Source organism: Frateuria sp. GZRe12 (assembly GCF_051900535.1).
GTDB lineage: Bacteria > Pseudomonadota > Gammaproteobacteria > Xanthomonadales > Rhodanobacteraceae > Frateuria_A.
The window spans coordinates 548,732-573,509 of record NZ_JBHZGI010000002.1 but is presented as its reverse complement, the minus strand read 5'-3'; the positions used below and the strand labels follow the sequence as shown (position 1 = coordinate 573,509).

Genomic DNA, 24,778 nt, shown 5'->3' with positions numbered 1-24,778 from the left:
CGCGGGGCCGGTCAGGCTCTTGAGGGCGGCCCGTGGCCGGCCCGGGCGCATTGTAGCGGCGGTCGGTGGCAACAGGTGGTCAACGCGCACATTGCGTGCGCACGGTTACCGCTACAATGCCGCTCTTTTCACGTCTCCCCATGCAGGACAGCACCATGTCGCAACTCAGCTGGTTCACCGAGGCCCACCAGGCCTCCGGCTCTTCCATCGGTTTCCGGGTGGAGAAACTGCTGCATGCGGAGAAGACTCCGTTCCAGACGATCGAGGTCTACCAGACCACCGACTGGGGCAACCTGATGGTGATCGACGGCTGCGTCATGCTGACCAGCCGCGACAATTTCCTGTACCACGAGATGATGACCCACCCGGCGCTGTTCACCCATGCGCGCGCCAAGCGCGTGGTGATCATCGGCGGCGGCGACTGCGGCACGCTGCGCGAGGTGCTCAAGCACGAGGAGGTCGAGCACGCCGCGCAGGTGGAGATCGACGAGCGCGTGACGCGCCTGGCCGAGCAGTATTTCCCCGAGCTGTGCGAGTCCAACGGCGACCCGCGCGCGGAGTTGCTGTTCATCGACGGCATCAAGTACATGGCCGAAGCCGAGCCCGATTCGCTGGACCTGATCATCGTCGACTCGACCGACCCGGTCGGGCCGGCCGAGGGTCTGTTCAATGCCGCCTTCTACGCCAGCTGCCACAAGGCACTGCGCCACGGCGGCATTCTGGTGCAGCAGAGCGAATCGCCGCTGGCGCACATAGAGCTGATCAAGTCGATGCGCTCGGCCATGCGCACCTCGGGTTTCGGTGCCGTCAAGACGCTCACCTTCCCGCAGCCGTGCTACCCGACCGGCTGGTGGAGCTGCACGATGGCGCGCAAGGGCGCGGACCTCTCAGGCTTCCGCGAGCGCGGCGCGATCAGCAAGGGTTTCCCGACCCGCTACTACAACGCCGATACGCATCGCGCGGCGCTGGCCCAGCCCGAATTCATGCGCGAGTCTCTGGGCGAATAGCGGGCGTAGGGTGGTGGGCGACGGCCCGCCATCGAACACCACCGCAACGGTCGGCTGAGGCCCACCGTTGCGGGATCGAGTCAGAACATTTTCTGGCGCACCTTCGGCACCAGCACCAGCACCAGCGTGGCGATCGGTCCGAGCACCAGCGACAGCAGGAACCACAGCAGACCGCTGCGGTTCTTGCCCTGGGCCAGGCCCGCGTTGATCAGCGCCAGCGTGCCCCAGCCGACGAACCACGGCGCGGCCTGGGCATCGGCCAAACTGCTAAACGAATTCACGGCATCTCTCCGGTCGTTGCGGGGTGCACGCAAGCGCGCGTCGGGGAAGCGACCATGCTAACCATCCCCACCCGCCCGTGCGCGTGGCGCCGGCCGGCGGATCAGGCTGGCTTAATCCATGCCGGCTATGCTGCCGCTTCATTTCGCTCCAAGGAGAACGCGATGCCGGGACTGCGTCAACTCGCCCTTGCCCTGGTCTGCACGGCCGGCGTTGCCCTCGCGCCGTCGCCCGCACTGGCGAAGAAGGCCCAGCCCTCCGCGCAGGAAGCGCGCACCAAGGCGCTGGTCGCCTTCCAGCGCGACCTGGTAAGCGTGCTTGCGCCGCGTGCCGATGCGTCGCCGCTGCTCGGCGCGGCATTGCTTGCGCGGCCGTTGCCCGACCAGCCGAAGTGGAACGACTTCCACAGCCTGATCGCCCGCGCGGTGGCCGCCCCGGGCCACGGTCCGGCCCAGCGCTGGGTGCAACTGGCCGACTGCGACGCCAAGGCCGATGCCTGCCCCAATGCCGACGCCCTCGCCGTGCTGGTCGGGCAAGCGCCGGACAACGCGGCCGTGTGGCTGCTCAAGCTCGGCCAGGACCTGCGCAACGACAAGCGCGACGACGCCCGCGCGGACCTCGCCCGCGCCGCGCAGGCGAAGGTCTACGACGACTACACCGGCGCCAGCCTGCAGGCGCTGGCCAACGGCGTGAGCATGCTGCCACCGCCGGATGCCACGCTCGACCCGCGGGCCGGCGCCGGCGCCGCTGGCGTGCAGGCCATGATCGTGTTCGGCGTTGCCGGCGCGCAGCCGCAGCCGGGGCTGCGCGCCGCCGCGGAACTGTGCCAGACGGCCGGCGAGGACAAGGCGCTGACCGCCGATTGCCGCCAGCTCGGCAAGACACTCGAATGGGCTTCCAGTCCGCTGGCCCGCTCGCTCGGCCTGCACCTGCGCGAAGTGCTCGCCAGCGACGGTGACGAACGCGCGCAGGCCCAGCGCGAGCGGCGTGACCTCATCTGGCAGGTGCAGCAGTTCGCCCAGCTTGCCGCGCGGGCGCAAGCCGACAGGATGCAGGCCCAGCATCTGCTGTCGCTGGCCCGCCACGGCGGCACCGAGATGAGCCTGATCCTGGCCGCCCTGCGCGATGCCGGGATGCCGACCACGGCGCCGGCGGACTGGAAGCCTCACAAGGCGGAAAACGACGCACACTGAGCCGACCTCGCAGGGTCGGCATCACCCCAGCGTGTCGCGCGCCGACGCGATTCGCCCGGCGCGCGTCCTACTCGCGGTTCCCCTGCCCACCAGCTACGCTTGCCCCACCTTTGGCGAACAGGGGCGATCCGATGCTGACCGTGCTGGTGGCATGCAGCAAAGGCGGGTGCGGCAAGAGCACGCTGGTCACCCAGCTGGCCTCGCACTGGGCGCAGGAGGGCAAACAGACCGCGATCGTCGACACCGACCGCCAGGGCTCGAGCTACCGCTGGGCCACGCTTCGGCCGGACGGCATGCCGGGGGTGCTGGGCCTGGAAGGCCGCCGAGGCCTGCACAGGCTGCCGCCGGATACCGAACGGGTACTGATCGACACGCCGGCCGGCAGCGGCGAACGCGAACTCGAACCGCTGCTGGAGGTCGCCGACGCGGTGCTGGTGCCGGTGCTGCCCTCCTCGTTCGACCTACACGCGACACTCGGTTTCCTCGATCTGCTCGCGGCCGTCCCGCGGGTCAAGCGCGGCAAGCTGCCGGTGGCGCTGGTCGGCAACCGCCTCAAGCCCTGGACCCACGCCAGCCAGGACGCACTGGCGCAACTGGCCGAGTCCTCTTCCTTCCCGGTCGTTGCCGAACTGCGCGACAGCCAGGCCTACGTCCTGCTCACCGCACTGGGCAAGGGCATCTTCGACTATCACTCCGAACAGGTGCGAAGCCAGCAACAGGACTGGCTGCCGCTACTGCGCTGGCTCAAGCGCCAACATTGAGGAATGCCATGCAGGAACTGATTCTTTTGCGACACGCCGAGGCCCAACCGGCAACCGGCGACGGCGACCACGACCGCTCGCTCAGCCCACGCGGCGAACAGGAGGCGCTCGCGGCCGGCCGCTGGCTCGCCTCCCACGGCGCGCGGCCCGACCGGGTGCTGTGCTCGCCCTCCCTGCGCACCCGCCGGACGGCCGAATTGGCGATGCGCGCGCTGGTACCTGACGCCGCGATCGGCCTGGCCGACGAGGTCTACGAGGCCACCCCGGGCGAGTTGCTGGCCCTGCTCGACCAGCACGCCGACGCGCGCTGCGTGCTGCTGGTGGGACACAACCCCGGTATCGAACGGCTGGTCGCGCTGCTGGTGGAAGGCCGCTCGGACGAATTCCGCGGCATGCCCCCGGCGGGATTGGCGGTGCTGCACCTGCAAGGCGCGCTGGAGCCGGGCAACGCGCGGCTGGATGCGTTCTGGTCGCCCTGATGCGCCTGCCTGTCGCGGGCGTCCTGCTGGTCCTCGCCTTCGCCGTCCATGCCGCGCCCAAACGGGTGTGGCACCTCCAGAGCCCACCCTCGCACGTCGATTTCGGCGTGCGCCTGCTCTGGCTGCACACGATCCACGGCCGTTTCGAATCGGTCGTCGGCACCGTCGAGCCCCGTGGACGCGATCGTGTGGTGGTCGATGCCAGCGTCGCCGTGGACAGCCTTTCGATGGACTCGCAGCGATTGCGCCACTGGGTGCTCGATGAGGAGTTCTTCGACGCCGCGCAGTACCCGACCCTGCATTTCGTATCCGATCCGGTGCCACGCCGTGCGCTCGACGACGGTGGCGCGCTGCAGGGGCAGTTGACGATGCGCGGCGTCACCCGCCCGGTACGCTTCGAACTGCTGCCGGCGCGCTGCACCGCCGACGCCTGCATGATCCAGGCGCGTGGGGAGCTCGAACGCAGCGAGTTCGGCATGCGCGGCCACCGCACCGTGCTCTCCGACCACGTGCAGCTCGCGCTGGCGATCGCGATCACGCGCGCGCCGGACTAAAGGCGCGCGACGCGTCGCTGAACCGGATCGCGCCATGCCTCGACGTGCGCGGCCGCCCCCGTATCATGCGCGGCATGCCGCTGCGCCATTTCACCCTGATCATCCTGCTCGTCGCCACCACACTGCTCGAGGGCTGCACGCTGTCGCGCGCGCAGATCCTCCGCGCCGACGCGGTGGTCGCGGCGACCACGCCGACCGCCTCCAGTTGCGACCGTGCCGACCGGTGCGCCAGGCCCTCGCCCCTGCTCGAGGGGGCGCGGCAGGCATTGGCCGCCTCCACGCCGGGCCATCCGCGCCACCTGGTCGCGCTGCTCGACGACAGCGAGGCGGCGATGGTGGCGCGGCTGGACCTGATCCGTGGCGCCCGCCGCACGATCGACGTGCAGACCTACATCTGGGACCAGGACGACGCCGGCCAGCTGGTGCTGGACGAACTGGTCCAGGCGGCCCGCCGCGGCGTGCGGGTGCGCATCCTGGCCGACCAGCTGTCCTCCTTCGGCGACCTGGCGCTGCTCGACCGCCTCGCCCGCGCCAGCCCGAACCTCCAGGTGCGGCTGTACAACCCTACCTTCCACGAAGCGACCACCTCGCCGCTGGAATGGGCCGCCGGGATCGCCTGCTGCTTCTTCAAGTTCAACCAGCGCATGCACAACAAGGTGCTGGTGGTGGACGACACCGCCGGCATCACCGGCGGGCGCAATTACCAGAACCGCTACTTCGACTGGGACGACGATTTCGATTATGTCGACCGCGACGTGCTGGTCGGCGGTCCTGCCGCGCAGGCGATGGCCAGAAGCTTTGCGCTGTTCTGGCGGCACAAGCGTGCAGTGCCCTTGACCCATCTGCGCGACGTCAACCGCCACATCCTGGCCAACCCCGCCGCCCCCGGTTGGCCGGCGCCGGGCTACGACCATCCGCAGCGCGTCTACCGCGTCGAGCAGGAGGCCGACGACGACGCCTGGCTGCGCGCGCACGTGCTGGCCGACAGCTTGCAGACCGACGCGGTGGAGTTCTTCAGCGACCTGCCTGCCAAGACCGACCAGCCGCTCAAGCGGCAGGCGCGCCAGTTCACCGCGCACGTCATGCAGATGGTCGGTGCAGCGCGCCATGAGGTGGTGCTGCAGACGCCCTACCTGGTGCTGAGCCGCCGCGCGCGGCACCTGTTCGAGCGCCTGCACCAGGCAACGCCGCCGCCACGCATCGTGGTGTCGACCAACTCGCTCGCGTCCACCGATGCCTTCGCGGTCTACGCGGTGTCCTACAAGCACCGCAAGCGCTACCTCAAGGACTACGGCTTCGAGATCTACGAGCTCAAGCCGCATGCCGTGGATGCCGCCGCCGCCAACGCGCTTGCCAGCCTGGAATGGGTCGGCGACGGCGAGCACGCCAGCGGCGACCCGGCACGCGATGCCTCGCAGCGCTACGTCGGCACCGAGAGCCGCGGCCTGCTCGGCAGCCACGGCAGCAGCCAGCGCCCGGCACCGCTGGTCAGCGAGGGCCGCCGCTTCGCCCTGCACGCCAAGTCGATCGTGGTCGACGACCGCTTCGCGATGGTCGGCTCGCACAACTTCGACCCGCGCTCGGACCACTACAACACCGAGGCCGGCGTGATCGTCTACGACCAGCGCTTCGCCCAACAGCTGCGCCAGGCGATCCTGCGCGACACCCAGCCACAGAATGCCTGGGTGGTCGCGCCGCGGCGCCCGGTGGTGCCGGTACTGACCAAGCTCAACCAGGCCATCGGCGACCTTTCCGAAAGCCTGCCGCTGTTCGACTTCTGGCCCTACCGCTATGCCACCAGCTACCAGCTCAAGGCCGGCTGCGCGCCGATGCAACCCAGCGATCCGGCGTTCTACAGCTGTTACGAGCCGGTCGGTGATTTCCCGGACGTGGCGCTCTCGCCGAAGCTGATCTACACGCGGTTGATCACTGCGTTCGGCTCGAGCGCGAGCGGGATCCTGTAGCGCCGCCCCCTGTGCCTCCGCCGTGGAGGAGGCCGGGATGAGGGGCTGGGCTCGCGGGAAGCCCGATCTGGACATCGGGCTCCATCGACAGCTCGTCGCAAGAGTGATCCCGTACCCTGAGCCTCTTTCCGGAGGCGAGAGGTAACGGCTTACGGCGGGGTCGACGGCGCCGTGCTGTCGAAGCGCATCGGCAGTTCACCCTGCACGCCGGACGCGCCGGTCGGTACCGCAAAGCGCCAACGCCTGACCGTGGCCAGCGCGTGCGCATCGAGCACCGGGTCGCCGCTGGACCGCGCGATGCCGGCGGCCGCCACCCGACCGCTGCCATCGGTGTCGATGTCGAGCACGACCCGGCCGTCCAGATGACCGCGCAGCTCGGCCCAGGAGGACGGCGCCGGTGGCGTATCCAGCGGTACCAGCTCCGGGGACGCCATCGGCGCCGGATGCTCTACGTTCTCCGAGCTCGCGCCGATCACGCGCGGTGCGGCAAACGAGCGATGCCGGAGCGGCACACGATAGTGCCGCGCCACGGCCCGTGACGCCGCGTGAGGCGGCGGTCCGGTCCAGTCGTCGGTGAAGCCGCTCACCCAGTCGGTGCCCAGGATGCCAATGACCAGGCCAAGCACGCTGAAAATCGTGGTGACGCGCAGGCGCGGCATGGCGGCACGCTGGACCTCAGCGCTCCAGGATCGCCACCACACCCATGCCGCCGGCCGTGCACACCGAGATCAGACCGCGGCCGCTGCCCTTCTGCGCCAGTTCCTTGGCCAGCGTGGCGACCAGCCGCGCGCCGGTGGCGGCGAACGGGTGGCCGGTAGCCAGGCTGGAACCGTGCACGTTGAGCCTGGCCGGATCGATGCTGCCCAGCGGCGCATCCAGGCCGAGCCGGTTGCGGCAGTAGTCGGCGTTCTCCCAGGCACGCAGCGTGCACAGCACCTGCGCGGCGAAGGCCTCGTGGATCTCGTAGAAATCGAAGTCCTGCAGCGTGAGGCCGTTGCGCGCGAGCAGCCGCGCCACCGCCACGGTCGGCGCCATCAGCAGGCCCTCGCCATGGACGAAGTCGACCGCCGCCACCTCCGCGTCGCGCACCCACGCCTGCACCGGCAGGCCGCGTTTCGCCGCCCAGTCCTCGCCGGCCAGCAGCACCGCGGCGGCGCCATCGGACAGGGCGGTCGAGTTGCCGGCGGTCAGCGTGCCGTGGCCGGAGCTGCGATCGAACGCGGGCTTGAGCGTGGCCAGCTTCTCCATGCTGGTGTCGGGCCGCAGGATGTTGTCGCGCTTGACTCCGCGGAAAGGCACCACCAGGTCGTCCATGAAACCCGCGTCGTAGGCGGCGGCGAGCTTCTTGTGGCTCTCCAGCGCGATCCGGTCCTGCGCCTCGCGGCCGATGTGCCACTCGCGCGCCATCTTCTCGCAGTGATCGCCCATCGACATGCCGGTGCGCGGCTCGGCCACGCCCGGGAACGAGGGTTTGAGTTCGCCCAGCGAGAAGCCGCGCGTGGCGGCGGCAAGCTTGTCCTGCCATCCCTTGGCGCGGTTGATCGAAAGCAGCCGCTTGCGCAGGCGCTCGCCGTAGACGATCGGCACGTCGGAAGTGGTGTCGGCGCCGGCCGCGATGCCGGCCTCGATCTGTCCTACTGCGATCTTGTTGGCCACGATGATGGCGTTGTCCAGCGAGGTGCCGCAGGCGCGCGCGGTAGTGATGCCCGGCGTGGTCGGCGCCAGGCCCGAGCTCAGCAGCGCCTCGCGCGCGAGGTTCCAGTCCGAGGAATGCTTGATCACCGCGCCCAGCGCCACCTCGCCCAGCTCCACGCCGTGCAGGCCATAGCGTTCCACCAGCGCGCCGAGCACCTTGACCGACATGCCGAAGTTGCCGACGTCGGCATAGGCGGTGTTGTTCCGGCAGAACGGGATGCGCACACCGCCGATCACACCGACGCGCTTCGTGGTCATTTCCATCTCGAGGGCGGTCCTGGGGCCTGGAAGCTCCAAAGGCTAACCCGCAGGCCCATGCGGCGGAAGCCCAAAAGCGTGAACGGGGGGCGCTCCGTATAATCGACGGTTCCCCGCCGTTTGGAATGCCCGATGGATGCGCAGCCGCTGATCGCCCTGCCCGCGGTACTCGCGCTGGAATGTTCGCCCGGCTCCTCGCCCGCGGCCATGACGCTCGACCGCGACCAGGCCGAAGCCCTGGCTGCACTGATCGCCGAGGACCTGCACGCGCTGGTGCCGCGCATCGGCGAGGCAAGGCTGGCATTGGCCGGTGCACTGTTCGATCCGGTCGAACTGCTGCGTCCGGGCTTCCCGGTGTGGGCCACGCTGGACGACCTGGCCCGCCGCGTGCCGCGCGGCCATCTAGAAAACGTGGTGGCCTTCGGCAGCCACGACGGTCGGATGCCGGCGCCGACGCTGGTGCCCGAACCGGGGCACGCCGGTGGTGCCTTGCGCCTGCTGCCGCTGTCGGTGCTGGCGCCCGAGGCGCTTGCCGGGGACCTGGCCCAGGACATGGAAGTGCAGCTCGTCGGCCGCGGCGAAGCCGGCGCGCGCACCGCCGACTGGCTGATGCGCACGCTCGGCGTGCAGCTCGAGCACGCCCGTTACCTCAGCCGCAACGACCTCCTTGCGCTGACCTGCGTGCAATACGAGCACGTCAACCTTGCGCCGCTGTGGACCATGCTGGAGGCAGCGTTGCTCACCCCGTACCAGCCCGAAACCGCCCTCAGCGCGCGCGGGCTGCCGCTGCGCTATGCCGAGGGTGCGGTGCATGCGGGCGCACCGTCGGCGTGGCTGGCACGCCAGCCTGGCGAGACGGCGGAACGTGCGCACGGCTTCGCGGGCCTCGTGTTCGAGCTGCGCCAGTACGCCGCGCTGCTCCAGGCGCACCACCTGCCGCTGAATCTCGACCAGGGCGAGGCGGACGCGGGCTGGTTGCTCGAAACGCTGGCCGCACCCGACCCGGCACTGGCGCCGCCGGCCCTGTTCGCGCACGAAGCGCCGGGCCTGGGCACCGTGGCCATCACCGCCGCGCAGGCCGGCGCCGACGACCATCCCTACGTGCTCGCGCATGGTTATCCGCTGGCGCCGCAGGCGCTGGGGCCGCTGGTGGCGGTCCTTGCCGCGCGCTACGGCATCGAGCCTGCGCTGCAGGCGATGGGCCGCGTGGCGCTGGACGATAACGGGCTCACCGCACCCTCGCCGTCGCCGCAGTGATGGGTCCCGTGTAGGAGCGCAGCCGTGCGCAACCGCGGTGCGCGGGCTCGCGCGCAGGGGCACTTCTAAAGGAAAAGCCGGGAGCCGACCGGTTGTGGCATCCATCCGGCGGCAGGCGCATGATGGACTTCAGAGCAGGGGTACGCGCTCGGGGGGAGTCCATGAACCAACCCCGTTCACCGGACGAGTCTTTGGCCGACCCGCCCGACGATTCCGGCCAGTCCGTCAGGAACTGGCCCGAGTACGTACTGCGTGGCGTACCCGCGCTGATCGCCTACTTCGATCCGGACCTCAACGTGCGCTACGCGAACGAGCCGCCGCGGCGCTGGCTGGGCGCGGCGCCCGAGGGCCTGGCCGGCCGCGCGGTCGCCGACCTGCTCGACGAGGCCAGCGCAGCGCGCGCGATCGAGGCCTTGCAGGCGGCGCTGGGCGGCCAGCCCCGCACGGTCGAGGGGGTGCTGTTCGCCGGCCGCGCACACCGCTACATGCACGCCAGTTTCCAGCCCGACGCGGATGCGCAGGGTCGCGTGCACGGCGTGTTCGCCGTCTTCATCGACATCACCGAACGACACGCGCTGGAACTGAAACTGCGCGAGAGCGAGCAGCGCTTCTTCGGCGCCTTCCAGCACGCCGCCATCGGCATGGCGCTGGTGCGCCCGGATGGCCGCTTCCTTCGCGTGAACGAGGCTGTCTGCCGCATGCTCGGCTACAGCGAGGAGGAGTTCCTCACCCTGAGCATCGCCGACGTCACCCATCCGGACGACTACGGCAACGACCTGGCGCAGATCGAGCAGATGCTCGACGGCCGCACCGACGCCTATCAGATGGAGAAGCGCAACCTGCACAAGGACGGCCACGTCGTGCATTTCCAGCTCAGCACCTCGCTGGTGCGCGACGAACATGGCAAGCCGCTCTATTTCGTCTCGCAGGTGGAGGACATCAGCCAGCGCAAGCAATACGAGGAAGCGCTGTTCCGCGAACGCGAGCTGGCCGAGGTGACGCTCAACTCGATCGGCGACGCGGTGATCGCGGCCGACCTTGACCTGCGAGTGACCTCGCTCAACCCGATCGCCGAGGGCCTCACCGGCTGGACCGCCGCCGAGGCGCGCGGTCGGCCGATGGACGAGGTGTTCCGCCTGCGCGACGCGCGCACCGGCACCGCGCTGGAGAACCCGCTGCGGGCAGCGATCGAGCGCAACGCCATCGTCGACCTGGAGGGCAAGGCGGTGCTGCTGCATCGCAATGGTTTCGAAACGCCGATCGAGGATTCCTCCGCGCCAATCCACGACCACGCCGGCCACGCCATCGGCGGCGTGCTGGTGTTCCGCGACGTCAGCGAGACCCGCGCGCTGGCGTTGAAGATGATCCACCTGACCCAGCTCGACACGCTGACCGGCCTGCCCAACCGCAGCCAGATGCAGGGCCCGATCGAACAGGCGGTGGCGACCGCGCGCCGCCGCCAGCAGCGCTGCGCCCTGCTTTACATCGACATCGACCACTTCAAGCAGATCAATGACCAGCACGGCCCGGCCAACGGTGATCGCGTGCTGCGCGCGTTCGCCCAGCAGCTGCGCCAGGCGCTGCACGACGACGACATCCTGTGCCGCCACCACGGCGACGAGTTCGTGGTGCTGCTGCCGCAGGTGGAGGCGCCCGGCCAGGCCGCCAGCGTCGCGCAGCGGTTGATCGCCCATGGCGAGCGCACCACGGTGGCCGGCCTGCCCGAACTGGTGCTGCGCATGTCCGTGGGCATCAGCCTGTGTCCGGACGACGCGGCCGACGCCGACGAGTTGCTGCGCAATGCCGACAGCGCCATGTACGAGGTCAAGGCAGGCGGCCGGCACAGTTACCGCTTCTTCACCGCCTCGATGAACGAACGCGCGTTGCTGCGCCGGCGCATCGAAGCCGAACTGCGCCTGGCGATCGCGCGCGAGCAGCTGTCGCTGCACTACCAGCCGAAGGTGGACGCCATCGACGGCCGCATCGTCGGCGCCGAGGCGTTGTTACGCTGGTACGACGCCGACGGCAGCGAGCGCTATCCACCCGAGCAGTTCGTGGCAGTGGCCGAGGACGTGGGGCTAATCGCGCCGATCGGCGCCTGGGTATTGCACGAGGCCTGTCGCCAGGCCGACGTATGGCATCGCGAAGGCATGGGCGTGCCGATCGCGGTCAATGTTTCCCCGCTGCAGTTCCAGCAAGCCACCTTCCTCGCCGAGCTGCGGGCGGTACTGGCCGACTGCGCGCTCGACCCGGCGCTGCTCGAACTCGAACTGACCGAACGCACCGTGATGGCCGGCGGCGATGCCACCATCGCGCTGCTCCAGCGCATCAAGCGCTGCGGCGTGCGTCTTTCGCTGGACGACTTCGGCACCGGCTACTGCAGCCTGTCCTACCTCAAGCACTTCCCGGTCGACGCACTGAAGATCGACCGCGCCTTCGTGCGCGACGTGGAGAGCGATCCGGACACCGCGGCGATCACCCAGGCGATCATCGCGATGGCGCGCAGTCTGGCCAAGACCGTGGTCGCCGAGGGCGTGGAGACGCAGGCGCAGGCCGACTACCTGCGGACGGCCGGCTGCGAGCAGCTGCAGGGTTTTCTGTTCGGCGCGCCGATGCCCGCGGCAGCCTTCGGCAAGCTGCTGGCCGAACAGCACCTGCGTCGCTGGGCGTCGGATCTCCCGTAACCGCGGGGGCCTCACCCACCGCCTTTCACCGCATGCGTGGATGGTCGGCCGAAGTCCACCGTGCGGCCTACGTGCGCGGCAGGGCTTCCTCGTACATGAAGTAATGACAGGGTTCCATGCCGAGTTCGGCGTAGGTGCGCTGGGCGCGCTGGTTCTCCGTTTCCACGTACAACCGCAGCCCGACCGCGCCGGCGGCCCGCGCCTTGTCACGCACCGCCGCGTACAGCGCGCGGAACACGCCGCCGCGGCGCGCGGCAGGCACCACGTAGACGCTCTGGATCCACCAGAAGTCGCCGCAGCGCCAGTCGCTCCACTCGTAGGTGACCAGCAAACTTCCGACCGGCATGCCGTCGCGCTCGGCGACCAGGTAGAAGCCGCGGCGCGGCTCATCGAACACGCCTTCGACACCACGTGCGAGCACTGCCCGATCGAGCGTCTTGGCCTCGGTCTCCTGCGCCATGGCAGCATTCCAGTCGACCAGGTGCGGGACGTCGTCGCGGGCGGCGGGGCGGATGGTGAGGGGCTCGGGCATAGGTCCTCCAGGGCAGGCGGAGATTATCGTCCAACGACGAGGCGCAGGCCCCGCCGCTCACCCGGTCCTCTTCCCGAAGGGGTGAGGGTTCGAGACCGCGCCTCTCCGCAAGTGCCCGCAAACCGCTCCCTCTCCCCGCCGGGGAGAGGGCTGAGGTGAGGGGCCGCTCTTGCGCGGAACGGCCTATCGGGAGCGCTTGCGCGACGCCCCCAGCTTGCGCGTCAACGTATTGCGCCCCACGCCCAGCGCCGCCGCCGCGTGCTGCCGATGCCCGCCATGCGCCGCCAGCGCGGCCTCCAGCAACGTGCGATCGAGCGCCTCGCGCGCGCGCGCATGGATGTCTGCCTCGTCGCGCGCGAGCGCCTGGGTCGCCCAGTCGCGCAAGGCGCCAGTCCAGTCGCCGGCCGCCGCCGGTGCGGCGGCCGTGCCCAGTTCGGCCGCCTGGATCTCCGCGCCGGGCGCGATTACCGCCAGCCGCCGGCAGAGGTTTTCCAGCTCGCGCACGTTGCCCGGGAAATCGCGCTGTTCCAGCGCCTTGAGCGCCGCGCGCGCGAACCGTTTGGGCGGCAGTTTGAGCTCCTGCGCAGCGGCGGCGAGGAAATGCCGCGCCAGCACCGGAATGTCGGCGCGGCGCGCGCGCAGCGGCGGCAGTTCGATGCGCACCACGTCCAGGCGATGTTTGAGGTCCGCGCGGAAATGGCCCGACGTCACACGTGCATCCAGGTCCTGGTGCGTGGCGGCGACGATCCGCACGTTGCCGCGAATCAGCTCGCGTCCGCCCACGCGGTAGAACTCGCCGCCGGCCAGCACGCGCAACAGGCGTGTCTGCAGCGCCAGCGGCATGTCGCCGATCTCGTCCAGGAACAGCGTGCCGCCCTCGGCCTGCTCGAAGCGACCGGCCACGCGCCGTGCTGCGCCGGTGAATGCACCGGCCTCGTGGCCGAACAGCTCACTCTCCAGCAACTCGCTCGGGATCGCCGCGGTGTTGAGCGCGACGAACGGCTTGCCGCGCCGCGCGCTCTCCTCGTGCAGCGCGCGCGCCACCAGTTCCTTGCCTGTGCCGGTCTCGCCGGTAACCAGTACGTTGAGGTCGCTCGCCGCGACGCGGCCTATCAGCCGGAATACCTCGCGCATCGGCGCACTTTCGCCGAGCAGCGCGTGCGTGGGCGCGGCGACGGGCGAGGCCGGCGCCGCCGGCTGTTCGGCCAACGCGCGGCGCACCACTTCCACCGCGTGGTCGAGGTCGAACGGCTTGGCCAGGTAATCGACCGCGCCCGCACGGTAGGCGGCCGCCGTGGTGGCAACATCGGTGTAGGCGCTCATCACGATCACCGGGCCGACGCCCTCGGCGCGGAGCCCGGCGAGCAAGCCCAACCCGCTCTCGCCCGGCATGCGCACGTCGGTCAGCAGCAATGCGGGCCGCGCCTCGCGCAATGCCGCGCGCACCGCCGCCGCGTCGCCGAACTCGCGCACTTCCAGGCCCACCTCGCGCAGCGCTTCGGCGAGCACGTAGCGGATGCTGCGGTCGTCGTCGGCGATCCAGACTTCGGAAGTCATGGGCTATCCCGCGCAACGGCAGGAGCACACACGTGTGCACCTGCAAAGAAGGAAATGGCAGATCGCGCTCATCCGTGCTCCAGCGGCAGCCACAGGGTGAAGGTGGTGGCGCCCGGCGCGCCGGCGTGGCGCAGCTCGCCGCCATGCGCGTTCGCGATCTCGCGCGCCAGCGCGAGCCCGAGGCCGGTGCCTTCCGCACGGCCGGACACCAGCGGCTCGAACAACGTGTCGCGCAACGTGGCGGGTACGCCGGCGCCATCGTCGATCACGTCCAGCCGCAGAGCGGTGCGGAGCACGCGTTCGCCCACGCGCACCCCGTGCTCGGCGCGCGTGCGCAGGGTCAGGGTTCGCGCGCCTGCTTCGCGTGCGTTGCGCGCCAGGTTGAGCAGCAATTGCTGCAGCCGGTCGGCGTCGCCGCGCAGCTCCGGCAGACTGGGATCGTAGTCCTGGCGGATGGCCAGCGGCGACGGCTCGGCCTCCAGCAACGCCACCACGCGCTCCAGCACCGCGTGGAGGTTGAGCTCCTCGCGCGGCGGCGTGCCGGCGGGGCGCAGCAGGCGGTCGGTCAACGCGGCCAGCCGGTCGGCCTCAGCGATCACCATGCCGGCCAGCGCCTTCAGGTCGACCTCGGCGACGCGCCGCTGCAACAGCTGCGCCGCGCCGCGCAGGCCGGCCAGCGGATTCTTCACCTCATGCGCGAGGCCGCGCAGGCTGGCCGACACCGGGGAGTTCCCGGCGGCGGGCGGCGCGAGCACGTGCACCTCCAGCAACAGGCGCTCGGCATCGAGCGGCTGCAGCGAGACGTCCACGCGCCGCTCCGGCTCACCCAGCCGCAAGTCCCGCCATTGCACGACGCGCTGCTCGTCGCGCGCGCGCGCCGCCAGCGTCGCCACCGTCGGCTCACCCAGCAACGCCGCCAGCGACTGGCCGATGGCACGCCGCGGTCCCAGATCCAGCACATCGGCGAGCGCGGGGTTGAGCCAGGCCAGGCGCAACTGCGCATCGACCAGGCCCAGCCCGGTCGTCGCCTGCTCCGCCCATGCGCGCCAGTCGGCCTCGTTCATTGCACCATGATGGGCGTTGCGCCTTGTTGGTGCAATGGCGCCCGGTCGCCCCGCCGGCGTTCAGACCGTCGGCTGGGATGGCAACCCTGGCTCGACCGCGCGCACGCGTACCGGGCGTGCGACGGCGAAGACGGTTCGGCCACCAAGGCGGGCGTACGGTCGGTCCTGCGCGATCCGGGGAGGACACGGCCATGACCCAGCTCATCGTCTGTTGCGACGGCACCTGGAACACCCTCGAACACACCGACCAGGGCCTGCCAGCGCCCACCAACGTGGCCAAGCTCTACAACGCCGCGGTGAAGGACGAGCAACAGCTGGCCTACTACCACCCGGGCGTGGGCACCAACGGCGGCTGGCTCGACCGCATGGTCGGCGGCGGCACCGGCGCGGGGCTGGAGCGCAACATCATGAGCGCCTACCAGTGGCTGGCCGTGCGCTACCACGACGGCGACCGCATCTTCCTGTTCGGCTTCAGCCGTGGCGCCTACACCGTGCGCAGCCTGGGCGGGCTGCTCGCCCATGGCGGCCTGCTTGACCTGTCCGATGCGACGCTGGCCCCGGCCGAAGTGTGGTCGCGCGTGGAGCAGGTGTTCGAGGCCTACCGTTCCGGCAAGCCGTTCGCCAATCCGAACGGATGGGCTTTCCACGGCGTGCCGCCCGGGCAGCCCACGGCAGGCACCATCGGCGTGCACTTCATGGGCGTGTGGGACACCGTCGGCGCGCTGGGGATTCCGCTGGAGTTGTCGATACTGCGCTTCATCGGCGACCCGCGCCGCTACCAGTTCCACGACACCCGGATCAGCCTGATGATCGCCAACGCCCGTCATGCGGTGGCGATGGACGAGCGCCGCGCGGATTTCATGCCTACGCTGTGGACGAACATCCGCCGTCCCGACAAGGTGCACCAGGTGTGGTTTCCCGGCGTGCACGGCGACGTCGGCGGCGGCTATGCGCAGACCGGGCTGTCGGACATCGCGCTGGCATGGATGCTCGACGAGGCGGCCGGCTGCGGCCTGCGCCTGCGCGACAACACGCGCGCACAGCTGCGCCCCGATCCGCAGGCCGTGCTGCACGACTCGCGGCAGGGGATGTTCAAGCTCGGTCGCAACCAACCGCGGGAGGTGGCGCAGGTTGCCAACGCCAGCTCGCTGGCCGGCCTGTTGCACCCGAGCGCCCTCACGCGACAGGCCGATCCACCGCTCGCGCAGGGCGATTACTGGCCCACCCGCACGCTCGCCGCGGGCGCGCGCGTGAGCCTGGACGTGTTCGCCTCCGCTCACTGGAACGCCACCGGGCTGTATCTGGAGGCGGGCGTCACCTACCGCTTCGGCGCCTCCGGCGAGTGGCTCGACGCAAGTGCGAAGTTTTCCCCCGCCGGCGGCGAGGTGGACGGCCACCACGCCTCCGACATCGGGCGCCTGGCGGCCTCCGCCCTCGGCTCGGTGGAGCACGTCTTCAACATGGCCAGCCACGGCGACAGCGACTTCTGGTTCACCCGCCGCATGGAGTCGGCACCCTGGTGCGCGCTGATCGGCTTCGTCGCCAATGGCGAAGGCGACGACCGCGGCGAGACCTTCGTCATCGGCGAGGGCTGCCGCTTCACCCCGGCCGCCAGCGGCTACCTCTACGCCTACGCCAACGACGCCTGGCAGGCGTACGCCAACAACCACGGCAGCGTGGCGCTGACGATCGAGCGTTCTTGACCTCTTCGCTGGAGGCGGCAAAAAAAAAGACGGGCGCCGAAGCGCCCGTCCCGCCGAACCATGTCGCCGCGGTCAGATCGCGTAGTACATCTGGAATTCCAGCGGATGCGTGCTGGCGCGATAGGCAGTGACTTCCTTCATCTTCACCTCGATGTAGGCATCGATGAAGTCGTCGGTGAACACGCCGCCGGCCTTGAGGAACTCGCGGTCCCTGTCCAGCGCGGCGAGCGCCTCGTCCAGGCTTGCGCAGACCTGCGGGATGTTCTTCTCTTCCTCCGGCGGCAGGTCGTAGAGGTCCTTGTCGGCCGGCGCGCCCGGGTCGATCTTGTTGATGATGCCGTCCAGGCCGGCCATCATCAGCGCGGTGAACACCAGGTAGCCGGAGTTCATCGGATCGGGGAAGCGCACCTCGATGCGGCGGCCCTTCGGGCTGGACACGTACGGGATGCGGCAGCTCGCCGAGCGGTTACGCGCCGAGTAGGCCAGCATCACCGGCGCCTCGAAGCCCGGCACCAGGCGCTTGTAGCTGTTGGTGGTGGAGTTGGCGAAGGCGTTGATCGCCTTGGCGTGCTTGAAGATGCCGCCGATGTACCAGAGCGCCATCTGCGACAGGCCACCGTAAAGCTCGCCGGCGAACAGGTTCTGCCCGTCCTTGGCCAGCGACTGGTGCACGTGCATGCCCGAACCGTTGTCGCCGACGATCGGCTTGGGCATGAAGGTGACGGTCTTGCCGTTCTGGTGCGCGACGTTCTTGATGACGTACTTCATCGTCATCAGCTCGTCGGCCTTCTTCACCAGCGTGTTGAACTTGACGCCGATCTCGCACTGGCCGGCGTTGGCCACCTCATGGTGGTGCACCTCGACCACCTGGCCGAGCGACTCGAGCACCTTGCACATGTCCGCGCGCAGGTCGCCCAGCGAGTCGACCGGCGACACGGGGAAGTAGCCGCCCTTCACGCCCGGGCGATGGCCGGTGTTCTGGCCGTCGTACTTGTAGCGCGAGCTCCACGCCGCCTCTTCCGAGCCGATCTCGTAGAACACGCGGCCCATGTCGTTCTGCCAGCGCACCGAGTCGAAGATGAAGAATTCCGGCTCCGGGCCGAAAAAGGCGGTGTCGGCGATGCCGGTGGACTTCAGGAACGCCTCGCCGCGCTTGGCGATCGAGCGCGGGTCGCGGCCGTAGGCCTGCATGGTCGAAGGCTCGAGCACGTCGCAGTGCAGGATCAGCTGCGTGTGCGAGGAGAACGGATCCAGGTGCGCGGTGTCCGGATCGGGCAGCAGCACCATGTCCGACTCGTTGATGCCCTTCCAGCCCGGGATAGAGGAGCCGTCGAACATCTTGCCGTCCTCGAACGTGCCCTCGTCGATGGCGTGCGCGGGGAAGGTGACGTGGTGGTGCTTGCCGAGCATGTCGGCAAAACGCAGGTCGACGAATTCGACGTCGTGTTCGGCGATCAGGTCGAGCACTTTCTGGGCGGTCATGGGCAAAGAGCCTCGGAGCGGTGAAAAGGTATGGCGGCGTTACTGCAATGCGCGTGCCAGCCCCGCCTCGCCGACACCGTCCCGGGGAGGCGTAGGCGCATGCGTGTCGGGCCCCTCTTCCGGCTCCAAAGCGCCGTCTTCCGTGACATTATTGCACCATCGACGCGCATGTATTTGCACCATCTTCAAGCAAACCGGCCTCACGCCGCCGTGCCCGCTTCCCCGTAAGCTATGCCGCTTTACCGCCGCACCGGAGAGCCCTTAGTGAGCGACCTGATCCGCGTCATCCTGCTCGGCATCATCGAGGGCATTACCGAATTCCTGCCGATTTCCTCGACCGGACACCTGCTGATCGCCGAACAATTGGGCCTGGGCCAGCGCTCGGACCTGTTCAACATCGGCATCCAGGCGGGCGCGATCCTGGCGGTGACACTGATCTACTGGAAGCGCCTGTGGCAGTTGCTGACCCAGTGGCGCGACCCGGTCAACCGCGATTACCTGGCCAAGCTCACGGTGGCCTTCCTGATCACCGCGGTGCTCGGCTTCATCGCGGTGAAGCTCGGCTTCACCCTGCCCGACACGGTCACGCCGATCGCCTGGGCGCTGGTCATCGGCGGCTTCTGGATGCTCGGTGCCGAGGCGGTCGCGGCGCGCCAGCCGGAGCGGCGCGAGGTCACCTGGACGGTAGCGATCCTGGTCGGCATCGCGCAGATGCTCGCCGGGGTCTTCCCCGGCACCTCGCGCTCGGCCGCGACCATCTTCGCCGCGTTGCTGGCCGGCACCAGCAATCGCGCCGCGGCGACCGAATTCGCCTTCCTGGTCGGCATCCCGACCATGTACGCCGCTACCGGCTACGAGCTGCTCAAGGTGGTGAAGAACGGCGGTGCGGTGCACGAGGACTGGAACGCGCTGGTGGTCGGTTTCGTGGTATCGGCCATCGTCGCCTTCGCCGCGGTGAAGTGGCTGCTTGGCTACATCCGCACGCACCGCTTCACGCCGTTCGCGATCTACCGCATCGCGTTGGGCGTGGCGTTGCTGCTGTGGCTGCCGGCGGGCGGCTGAGGCGCGCCTTCGCCGGTCACGCCGGCTCCCCAGCTTGCTGGCTCAAGCGGCTGCACGGGACTGTTCAGGGCAACGGCCTGATCGGCGGGGCTGGCGGCATCGTCGTCGGCGGGCTCGCTGCCGACACCCGCGCCGTTCCGGATCGCCGAGAACTCCTGGGCTGAAAGCCGGTGCAATTTAAAGACGAACGGGAGACGCATACGCGTCGCTACCGGCTTTCCGTCGACCAGCTCCGGCGAGACCTGGCATTGGGCCAAGGCCGTGCGGACCGACTTCTCGAAGGCCGAGGTATAGGCCCTCTTCAACTGATGGCTGACCATTTCGATATCCGCCAAGCTGCCGTCCGGCTGCGCAGTGGCTTCCATGACCAGGTTTCCCTGGCTTCCTCCCACGGCTGCCTCGACCGGGTAGCGGGGTGCCGGGCATGCCATTCCCGGGCCGTTCGACTGGAACACCACGCGCAGCCGGTAATCGCCGGACGGTTGCGGGACCACCTGCAACACCGTCGTCGCCCAGGTACGCGCAGTAACCGCGCGGCCGTCGCGTACGGGCGGCTTGAAACGCCAATGCGAGATGGTTTCCCGGGCTGCCGCTACCAGCACCGAAGGTACCTCCGGAGGCAACAGGACGGAGGAAACCTTGCCCTCCGCATCGACATCCAGCGCGACCCGCGCATGGTATTCGCGCACCTGCGTCTCGGCTGCCGTGGATCCGGACGCCTGCACGGCGCCCCCACCGAGTGCCGCAACCAGCAAACACACAGCGACCCGTCTCGTCGCTCGTAGCTTCATCCCTGCGCCCTCCCCGGCGACTGGTCACAACAGCGTACACCCGAGCACGGTCGCGGAAGGATCGCTTCGTCGTCGGCATCGCGAGCGGGCACGAGCAATCCCCACGCCACACGCACGCCGCGTGTGCCTACCATGCCTGCACGCACGCGGACCACTCCGGCCGCTGCATACGAACGGCGTCGCCATGGCAGTAGAGCAACCACCGAGCCTGATCCGGTCGCGAATCATGCTGGCGGCCGGGTTCGTTTTACTGGCCTCGCTGCTGGCCGGTGCCTACGTGCTGGCGGCGACACGCGAGCGGGGCTTCGAACAGCAACAGCGCATCCAGGCGGTTCGCGCCTCGCTTCGGCAAACGCTGATGACGATCCAGGGGGCCGAGACCGGCCAGCGCGGCTACCTGCTGACCGGGGAACAGGCTTACCTGGCGCCTTACAGCCAGGCCGCGGGAGATTTGAACGGCCTGCTGCAAACGCTCGATCACCAGGTGACAGACCCTGACCTGCGGCGGCGCCTGCCGGAGCTGCGCGCGTTGATCGCGGGCAAGCAGGCCGAGCTGGCGCAAACGCTGGCCTACTACGACCGTGGCGACCGCGAAACGGCGGCCAGCCTGGTCCGCTCCAACCTGGGCAGGCATCTGATGGAGCAGATCCATGGGCTCATCTCGGCGATGCTGTCGGAGTGCAACCGCAGCATCGCCGCCGAGCGGGCCAAGGAGCGCCTGCTCTCGCGGTGGGTATTGACCGGCGCCTCGGCATCCGCGCTGGCCATCTTCGGGCTGGCAGTGCTGACCCTGCGCGAGATGTCGCGCCGCCACCGCCTCGTCGTGCGGACCCGCGACGAGCTGCTGGTCTCGAGCGAGGCGCTGCGACGCAGCAGCGAGCGCCAGGCGATGCTGGAGGAAGCGGTACGCCAGTCGCGCAAGATGGAGGCGCTGGGCGCGTTGACCGGCGGCATGGCGCACGATTTCAACAACATGCTTGCGGTGGTGATGGGCAACCTGGAACTGCTCAAGGCGCGCCTGGCCAAGGGCAATCACGACGTCGGCCGTTACGTGGACTATGCGCTGGACGGCACGCGTCGCGCCGGCGAGCTCACCCAGCGGTTGCTGGCCTTTGCCCGCAGGCAGCCGCTCCATGCCGTGCTGGTCGCGCCGGGCAAGGTGGTGGCCAGCATCACCGAGGTGATCCGCCGCACGCTCGGCGGCATCTACAGTGTCGAACTGCAGCAGGCGGCCGACCTGTGGCAGACAGAGGTGGACGTCAATCAGCTGGAGAGCGCGCTGCTCAACCTGGCGGTGAACGCGCGCGATGCGATGCCCGAAGGGGGCCGGCTCACGATCCAGACCGCCAACGTCTTTCTCGACGAGGACTACGCGAGCAGCCGCGCGGACATGACCAGCGGCGCGTACGTGATGATCGCGGTGACCGATACCGGGCATGGCATGTCCGCCGAAGTCAGCCGCAAGGCGTTCGATCCGTTCTTCACCACCAAGCCGGCCGGCAAGGGCACGGGCCTGGGGCTGAGCCAGGTGTACGGATTCATCAAGCAGTCCGGCGGACAGGTGGAGATCGACAGCGAGGAGGGCAAGGGCACCACGATCCGCATCTACCTGCCGCGCGCCGATGGCGAGCCCGTGACCGGCCCCGCCCGGCCCGATCCTCCGGACGTGAGCGTGCCGCGCGGCGACGGCACCCGGCTTGTGCTGCTGGTCGACGATGACATCGGCGTGCGCGTGTTCACGGCCGAGGCACTGACCGAACTGGGTTACCGCGTGCTGACCGCGGCCGGCGGCCATGACGGCCTGGCGGTGCTGGATGCGCATCCGCAGATCGACCTGTTGCTGACCGACGTGGAGATGGCGCAACTCAGTGGCTGGGAGTTGGCCGACATCGCCCGCCAGTTGCGGCCGGGCCTGAAAGTGTTGCTGATGACGGGCTTCACGCGTGAAGCGACCGAACGCTTCGACGAACGCATTCCCGGCGCCGGGCTGCTGCGCAAGCCCTTCACCCTGGAGGAGCTGGCCCACCACGTGCACGACGTACTGTCGGGCGATACGGACCGGCGACCGGCGGTCGGCCAGCGCGACTGAGCATGGCCGGTGTCAAGTGGGGCACCGGCCGGATGGTTCAGGCCAGCGCCCGGGCGGCCGGCCCGGACGACTCGGTCGGCACCCGGGCGGGTGCCTGGAACTGTGGCTCGTTGGTCCGCTCGAACAGTTCGCGCACCCATTCGATGAACGCCTGCACGCGCGCGGACAGGTGCTTCTTCTGCGGATAGACGATCCATACTGGCTTGCCGGTGGAACGGGTATCGGTCATCACCAGTTGCAGCTTTCCCCAGTCGAGCATGCAGGCGACCATCATGTGCGGTGCCTGGGTTATCCCCAAGCCCGCGGCGACCGCCTGGATCACCGACTCGGCGTCGTTGATCAGCAGGTGGCCCTCGACGTCCACCGCGACCGGGCCATTGGCGCCATCGAACATCCACTGCCGCGGGCGGCCGTTGGGGTAGACGTAGTTGATGCAGCGGTGCTGCTTGAGGTCGTCGATGGACTGCGGCGCGCCGTATCGGGCAAGGTACGCCGGCGAGGCGCAGACCACGTTGCGCAGGTAACCGATCTTGCGCGCGATCAGGCTGGAGTCTTCCAGCTCGCCCACGCGGATGGCGCAATCGATGCCCTCGCCATTCAAGTCCGCCGGCAGGTCGCTCATCGACAGCTCCAGCCGGATGTCGGGATAGCGCTGCTCGAACTCGGCCAGGCGGGGAATCAGCGCGGCGCGTCCCACCGCCAGCGACACCGCCACGCGCAGCTTGCCGACCGGCTTGCGGTTGGCGTAGCCCAGTGCCTCGGTGGCCTCGGCCAGGTCGGCCAGGATGTCCTTGCAGCGCGCATGGAATACCGCGCCGTCGTCGGTCAGGCGCAGCGACCGGGTCGAGCGGAACAGCAGGCGCGCGCCGAGGCGCTCCTCCAGCCGGGACACGGCGCGGCTGACACCCGAGGGTGTCATGCCCAGTTGCGCGGCGGCGGCGGCGAAGCTCTTGGCCTCGACCACGCGGACGAAGGCTGAAATTGCTGCGAAGTCTTCCATCGAGCCTACTCCAGGGTAATTCGTGACTCGGCGTCACTATTGCATTGCACCAAGCCCGGGTTTTCTATACCGGTAAGTGTACCTATTCTCCCGGGCCTTCGCCGGTTCTGTACCGACCGGTGCACTAATTTAGACCCGGGAGCGCAGCATGAAAAAGCGATGGATCCTCTTGAGCCTGGCCGTGGCAGTAGCGGCCGGCAGCTGGGCGGTGCTCGGCAGCCATGGCGAGAGCCACGCGCAGGAAGCCGGCACACCGCCGCCGCCCGCGGTCACCGTGGCGCAGACGCTGGTGCGTCCGGTCAGCGACACCGATGCTTTCACCGGTCGCCTGCAGGCCGTGGACACCGTCGAAGTACATCCGCGCGTGAGCGGCTACGTCACTGCCGTGCGTTTCACCGAAGGCGCGCGCGTACGCAAGGGTGAGCTGCTCTTCACCATCGATCCGCGGCCGTACCAGGCCGAGGTCGACCGGCTGGCCGCTACGCTCGACCAGGCCCGCGCCGAACAGAGGCTGGCCGCCTCCAACGCCGAGCGCGCGACGAAGCTGCTGGCGCAGCACGCGATCTCCACCCAGGAAGCCGACCGCCTGGCCACCGCCGCGGCCAGCGCCAAGGCGCAGGCATCCGCCACCGGCGCGGCGCTGGAAGCGGCCCGGTTGGACCGCGGTTTCACCGAGGTGCGCGCACCGATCGACGGCCGCGTCAGCAACGCCCGGATCACCGCCGGCAACCTGGTCACGCCTGCGGACGTGCTTACCAGCGTGGTCAGCGTCGACCCGGTCTTTGCCTACTTCACCATCGACGAGCACGCCTACCTGAAGCTGGACCAGCTGCGCCGCGAGCACGGCGTGGCGCCCCAGGTGGCGATGGGGCTGGTCGATGAAGAGGGCTACCCGCACGCCGGCCGGATCGACTTCGTCGACAACCAGCTCGATGCCGACAGCGGCACGATGCGCCTGCGCGCGGTGTTCGACAACGACGATGGCCGCTACACGCCGGGCCTGTACGTGCGCCTCGAACTGCGCACGCCCAGTCGCCAGCCACGCGCGCTGATCGACGAGCGCGCGGTCGGCACGGATCTTGGCAACAAGTTCGTCTACGTGCTGGAGCCCGATCACAAGGTGGCCTATCGCAAGGTCACGCTGGGGCCGATGGCCGACGGGCTGCGCGTGGTCACCGCGGGCCTCTCCGCCGAGGACGTGGTGGTGGTCAACGGCTTGCAGCACGTGCGTCCGGGCATGGCGGTCAACCCCACGCTGGTGGCGATGGAAAGCCGCAGCCTGGATGCCGGCAGTCAGCTGGCCGGCGCCGCCGGCGGCAACGGCAAGGTTGCCTCGCGCGACTGATCCGAAGCCACCGCCCCAGCAT

21 protein-coding genes are annotated in these 24,778 nt (G+C 69.4%); 12 read left to right on the top strand and 9 right to left on the bottom strand.

Features of this window, described 5'->3' with window-relative positions; genetic code table 11:
• The first annotated feature begins 155 nt into the window (after positions 1–155).
• Entirely contained in the window at positions 156–1,007 is an 852-nt protein-coding gene (speE, locus tag ACFWZ4_RS08395; protein ID WP_439704261.1) for a polyamine aminopropyltransferase, read from the top strand.
• A gap of 80 nt (positions 1,008–1,087) precedes the next feature.
• On the opposite strand, the gene ACFWZ4_RS08390 is transcribed toward speE, so the two are convergent.
• Positions 1,088–1,288: an antitermination protein NusB gene (locus ACFWZ4_RS08390; protein WP_231322447.1), complete on the bottom strand. Its 201-nt coding sequence runs from the start codon at positions 1,286–1,288 to the stop codon at positions 1,088–1,090.
• Positions 1,289–1,450: 162 nt separating this feature from the next.
• Between ACFWZ4_RS08390 and ACFWZ4_RS08385 the strand changes: the two genes are divergently transcribed.
• The 5 genes from ACFWZ4_RS08385 (at position 1,451) to ACFWZ4_RS08365 (ending at position 6,237) form a co-directional block, all read left to right on the top strand.
• Positions 1,451–2,479, top strand: a complete 1,029-nt coding sequence (locus tag ACFWZ4_RS08385; protein ID WP_439704260.1) for a hypothetical protein — start codon at positions 1,451–1,453, stop codon at positions 2,477–2,479.
• A gap of 131 nt (positions 2,480–2,610) precedes the next feature.
• Positions 2,611–3,240, top strand: a complete 630-nt coding sequence (locus ACFWZ4_RS08380) for a nucleotide-binding protein (RefSeq protein ID WP_439704259.1) — start codon at positions 2,611–2,613, stop codon at positions 3,238–3,240.
• Positions 3,241–3,248: 8 nt separating this feature from the next.
• Positions 3,249–3,719, top strand: coding sequence for a SixA phosphatase family protein (locus ACFWZ4_RS08375; RefSeq protein WP_439704258.1), 471 nt, complete (start codon positions 3,249–3,251; stop codon positions 3,717–3,719).
• Entirely contained in the window at positions 3,719–4,273 is a 555-nt protein-coding gene (locus ACFWZ4_RS08370) for a YceI family protein (protein WP_439704257.1), read from the top strand. The genes ACFWZ4_RS08375 and ACFWZ4_RS08370 overlap by 1 nt, the downstream gene beginning before the upstream one ends.
• A gap of 74 nt (positions 4,274–4,347) precedes the next feature.
• Entirely contained in the window at positions 4,348–6,237 is a 1,890-nt protein-coding gene (locus ACFWZ4_RS08365) for a phospholipase D-like domain-containing protein (protein WP_439704256.1), read from the top strand.
• A 149-nt stretch (positions 6,238–6,386) separates the two neighbouring features.
• On the opposite strand, the gene ACFWZ4_RS08360 is transcribed toward ACFWZ4_RS08365, so the two are convergent.
• Both ACFWZ4_RS08360 and ACFWZ4_RS08355 read right to left on the bottom strand, forming a co-directional pair.
• Positions 6,387–6,896, bottom strand: a complete 510-nt coding sequence (locus ACFWZ4_RS08360; protein ID WP_439704255.1) for an energy transducer TonB family protein — start codon at positions 6,894–6,896, stop codon at positions 6,387–6,389.
• A 16-nt stretch (positions 6,897–6,912) separates the two neighbouring features.
• A complete protein-coding gene (locus ACFWZ4_RS08355) occupies positions 6,913–8,196 on the bottom strand; it encodes an acetyl-CoA C-acetyltransferase (RefSeq protein WP_439704254.1) in 1,284 nt (427 codons plus the stop codon).
• A 126-nt stretch (positions 8,197–8,322) separates the two neighbouring features.
• Between ACFWZ4_RS08355 and ACFWZ4_RS08350 the strand changes: the two genes are divergently transcribed.
• Both ACFWZ4_RS08350 and ACFWZ4_RS08345 read left to right on the top strand, forming a co-directional pair.
• Positions 8,323–9,447: a hypothetical protein gene (locus ACFWZ4_RS08350; RefSeq protein ID WP_439704253.1), complete on the top strand. Its 1,125-nt coding sequence runs from the start codon at positions 8,323–8,325 to the stop codon at positions 9,445–9,447.
• Between the two features lie 161 nt (positions 9,448–9,608).
• Complete coding sequence (locus tag ACFWZ4_RS08345) at positions 9,609–12,131, top strand: sensor domain-containing protein (protein WP_439704252.1); 2,523 nt, start codon at positions 9,609–9,611, stop codon at positions 12,129–12,131.
• Between the two features lie 67 nt (positions 12,132–12,198).
• Here the strand turns inward: ACFWZ4_RS08345 and ACFWZ4_RS08340 are convergent, their stop codons facing one another.
• The 3 genes from ACFWZ4_RS08340 to ACFWZ4_RS08330 all read right to left on the bottom strand — a co-directional run bounded on the left by ACFWZ4_RS08340 (position 12,199) and on the right by ACFWZ4_RS08330 (position 15,284).
• Positions 12,199–12,663 carry a GNAT family N-acetyltransferase gene (locus ACFWZ4_RS08340; protein ID WP_439704251.1) on the bottom strand — a complete coding sequence of 155 codons (465 nt, stop codon included), beginning with the start codon at positions 12,661–12,663 and terminating at the stop codon, positions 12,199–12,201.
• A 183-nt stretch (positions 12,664–12,846) separates the two neighbouring features.
• Entirely contained in the window at positions 12,847–14,220 is a 1,374-nt protein-coding gene (ntrC, locus tag ACFWZ4_RS08335; RefSeq protein ID WP_439704250.1) for a nitrogen regulation protein NR(I), read from the bottom strand.
• A gap of 68 nt (positions 14,221–14,288) precedes the next feature.
• Positions 14,289–15,284: a two-component system sensor histidine kinase NtrB gene (locus ACFWZ4_RS08330; RefSeq protein ID WP_439704249.1), complete on the bottom strand. Its 996-nt coding sequence runs from the start codon at positions 15,282–15,284 to the stop codon at positions 14,289–14,291.
• Positions 15,285–15,475: 191 nt separating this feature from the next.
• Between ACFWZ4_RS08330 and ACFWZ4_RS08325 the strand changes: the two genes are divergently transcribed.
• Entirely contained in the window at positions 15,476–16,987 is a 1,512-nt protein-coding gene (locus tag ACFWZ4_RS08325; protein WP_439704248.1) for a DUF2235 domain-containing protein, read from the top strand.
• Between the two features lie 72 nt (positions 16,988–17,059).
• Here ACFWZ4_RS08325 and glnA read toward each other — a convergent pair whose 3' ends face one another.
• Complete coding sequence (gene glnA, locus ACFWZ4_RS08320; RefSeq protein ID WP_439704247.1) at positions 17,060–18,469, bottom strand: type I glutamate--ammonia ligase; 1,410 nt, start codon at positions 18,467–18,469, stop codon at positions 17,060–17,062.
• A 264-nt stretch (positions 18,470–18,733) separates the two neighbouring features.
• On the opposite strand from glnA, the gene ACFWZ4_RS08315 reads away from it, so the two are divergent.
• A complete protein-coding gene (locus tag ACFWZ4_RS08315) occupies positions 18,734–19,531 on the top strand; it encodes an undecaprenyl-diphosphate phosphatase (RefSeq protein WP_439704246.1) in 798 nt (265 codons plus the stop codon).
• Here the strand turns inward: ACFWZ4_RS08315 and ACFWZ4_RS08310 are convergent.
• Positions 19,477–20,220 (bottom strand): energy transducer TonB, encoded by a 744-nt coding sequence (locus ACFWZ4_RS08310; RefSeq protein ID WP_439704245.1) that lies wholly within the window; start codon positions 20,218–20,220, stop codon positions 19,477–19,479. The genes ACFWZ4_RS08315 and ACFWZ4_RS08310 overlap by 55 nt on opposite strands.
• A gap of 286 nt (positions 20,221–20,506) precedes the next feature.
• Here ACFWZ4_RS08310 and ACFWZ4_RS08305 point away from each other — a divergent pair, with 286 nt between their 5' ends.
• Positions 20,507–22,411 carry a CHASE3 domain-containing protein gene (locus ACFWZ4_RS08305; protein WP_439704244.1) on the top strand — a complete coding sequence of 635 codons (1,905 nt, stop codon included), beginning with the start codon at positions 20,507–20,509 and terminating at the stop codon, positions 22,409–22,411.
• Positions 22,412–22,448: 37 nt separating this feature from the next.
• Here the strand turns inward: ACFWZ4_RS08305 and ACFWZ4_RS08300 are convergent, their stop codons facing one another.
• Entirely contained in the window at positions 22,449–23,411 is a 963-nt protein-coding gene (locus ACFWZ4_RS08300; RefSeq protein ID WP_439704243.1) for a LysR family transcriptional regulator, read from the bottom strand.
• A gap of 148 nt (positions 23,412–23,559) precedes the next feature.
• Here ACFWZ4_RS08300 and ACFWZ4_RS08295 point away from each other — a divergent pair, with 148 nt between their 5' ends.
• A complete protein-coding gene (locus ACFWZ4_RS08295; RefSeq protein WP_439704242.1) occupies positions 23,560–24,756 on the top strand; it encodes an efflux RND transporter periplasmic adaptor subunit in 1,197 nt (398 codons plus the stop codon).
• Positions 24,757–24,778: the final 22 nt, after the last annotated feature.

Excerpts from the sequence above, each read along its gene's own strand:
- ACFWZ4_RS08345 (WP_439704252.1), top strand. The coding sequence starts at position 9,609 with ATGAACCAACCCCGTTCACCGGACGAGTCTTTGGCCGACCCGCCCGAC.
- ACFWZ4_RS08365 (WP_439704256.1), top strand. The coding sequence starts at position 4,348 with ATGCCGCTGCGCCATTTCACCCTGATCATCCTGCTCGTCGCCACCACA.
- ACFWZ4_RS08350 (WP_439704253.1), top strand. The coding sequence starts at position 8,323 with ATGGATGCGCAGCCGCTGATCGCCCTGCCCGCGGTACTCGCGCTGGAA.
- ACFWZ4_RS08305 (WP_439704244.1), top strand. The coding sequence starts at position 20,507 with ATGGCAGTAGAGCAACCACCGAGCCTGATCCGGTCGCGAATCATGCTG.
- ACFWZ4_RS08295 (WP_439704242.1), top strand. The coding sequence starts at position 23,560 with ATGAAAAAGCGATGGATCCTCTTGAGCCTGGCCGTGGCAGTAGCGGCC.
- ACFWZ4_RS08325 (WP_439704248.1), top strand. The coding sequence starts at position 15,476 with ATGACCCAGCTCATCGTCTGTTGCGACGGCACCTGGAACACCCTCGAA.
- glnA (WP_439704247.1), bottom strand. The coding sequence starts at position 18,469 with ATGACCGCCCAGAAAGTGCTCGACCTGATCGCCGAACACGACGTCGAA.
- ACFWZ4_RS08340 (WP_439704251.1), bottom strand. The coding sequence starts at position 12,663 with ATGCCCGAGCCCCTCACCATCCGCCCCGCCGCCCGCGACGACGTCCCG.
- ACFWZ4_RS08355 (WP_439704254.1), bottom strand. The coding sequence starts at position 8,196 with ATGGAAATGACCACGAAGCGCGTCGGTGTGATCGGCGGTGTGCGCATC.
- ACFWZ4_RS08375 (WP_439704258.1), top strand. The coding sequence starts at position 3,249 with ATGCAGGAACTGATTCTTTTGCGACACGCCGAGGCCCAACCGGCAACC.
- ACFWZ4_RS08360 (WP_439704255.1), bottom strand. The coding sequence starts at position 6,896 with ATGCCGCGCCTGCGCGTCACCACGATTTTCAGCGTGCTTGGCCTGGTC.
- speE (WP_439704261.1), top strand. The coding sequence starts at position 156 with ATGTCGCAACTCAGCTGGTTCACCGAGGCCCACCAGGCCTCCGGCTCT.
- ACFWZ4_RS08330 (WP_439704249.1), bottom strand. The coding sequence starts at position 15,284 with ATGAACGAGGCCGACTGGCGCGCATGGGCGGAGCAGGCGACGACCGGG.
- ACFWZ4_RS08385 (WP_439704260.1), top strand. The coding sequence starts at position 1,451 with ATGCCGGGACTGCGTCAACTCGCCCTTGCCCTGGTCTGCACGGCCGGC.
- ACFWZ4_RS08370 (WP_439704257.1), top strand. The coding sequence starts at position 3,719 with ATGCGCCTGCCTGTCGCGGGCGTCCTGCTGGTCCTCGCCTTCGCCGTC.
- ACFWZ4_RS08380 (WP_439704259.1), top strand. The coding sequence starts at position 2,611 with ATGCTGACCGTGCTGGTGGCATGCAGCAAAGGCGGGTGCGGCAAGAGC.
- ntrC (WP_439704250.1), bottom strand. The coding sequence starts at position 14,220 with ATGACTTCCGAAGTCTGGATCGCCGACGACGACCGCAGCATCCGCTAC.
- ACFWZ4_RS08300 (WP_439704243.1), bottom strand. The coding sequence starts at position 23,411 with ATGGAAGACTTCGCAGCAATTTCAGCCTTCGTCCGCGTGGTCGAGGCC.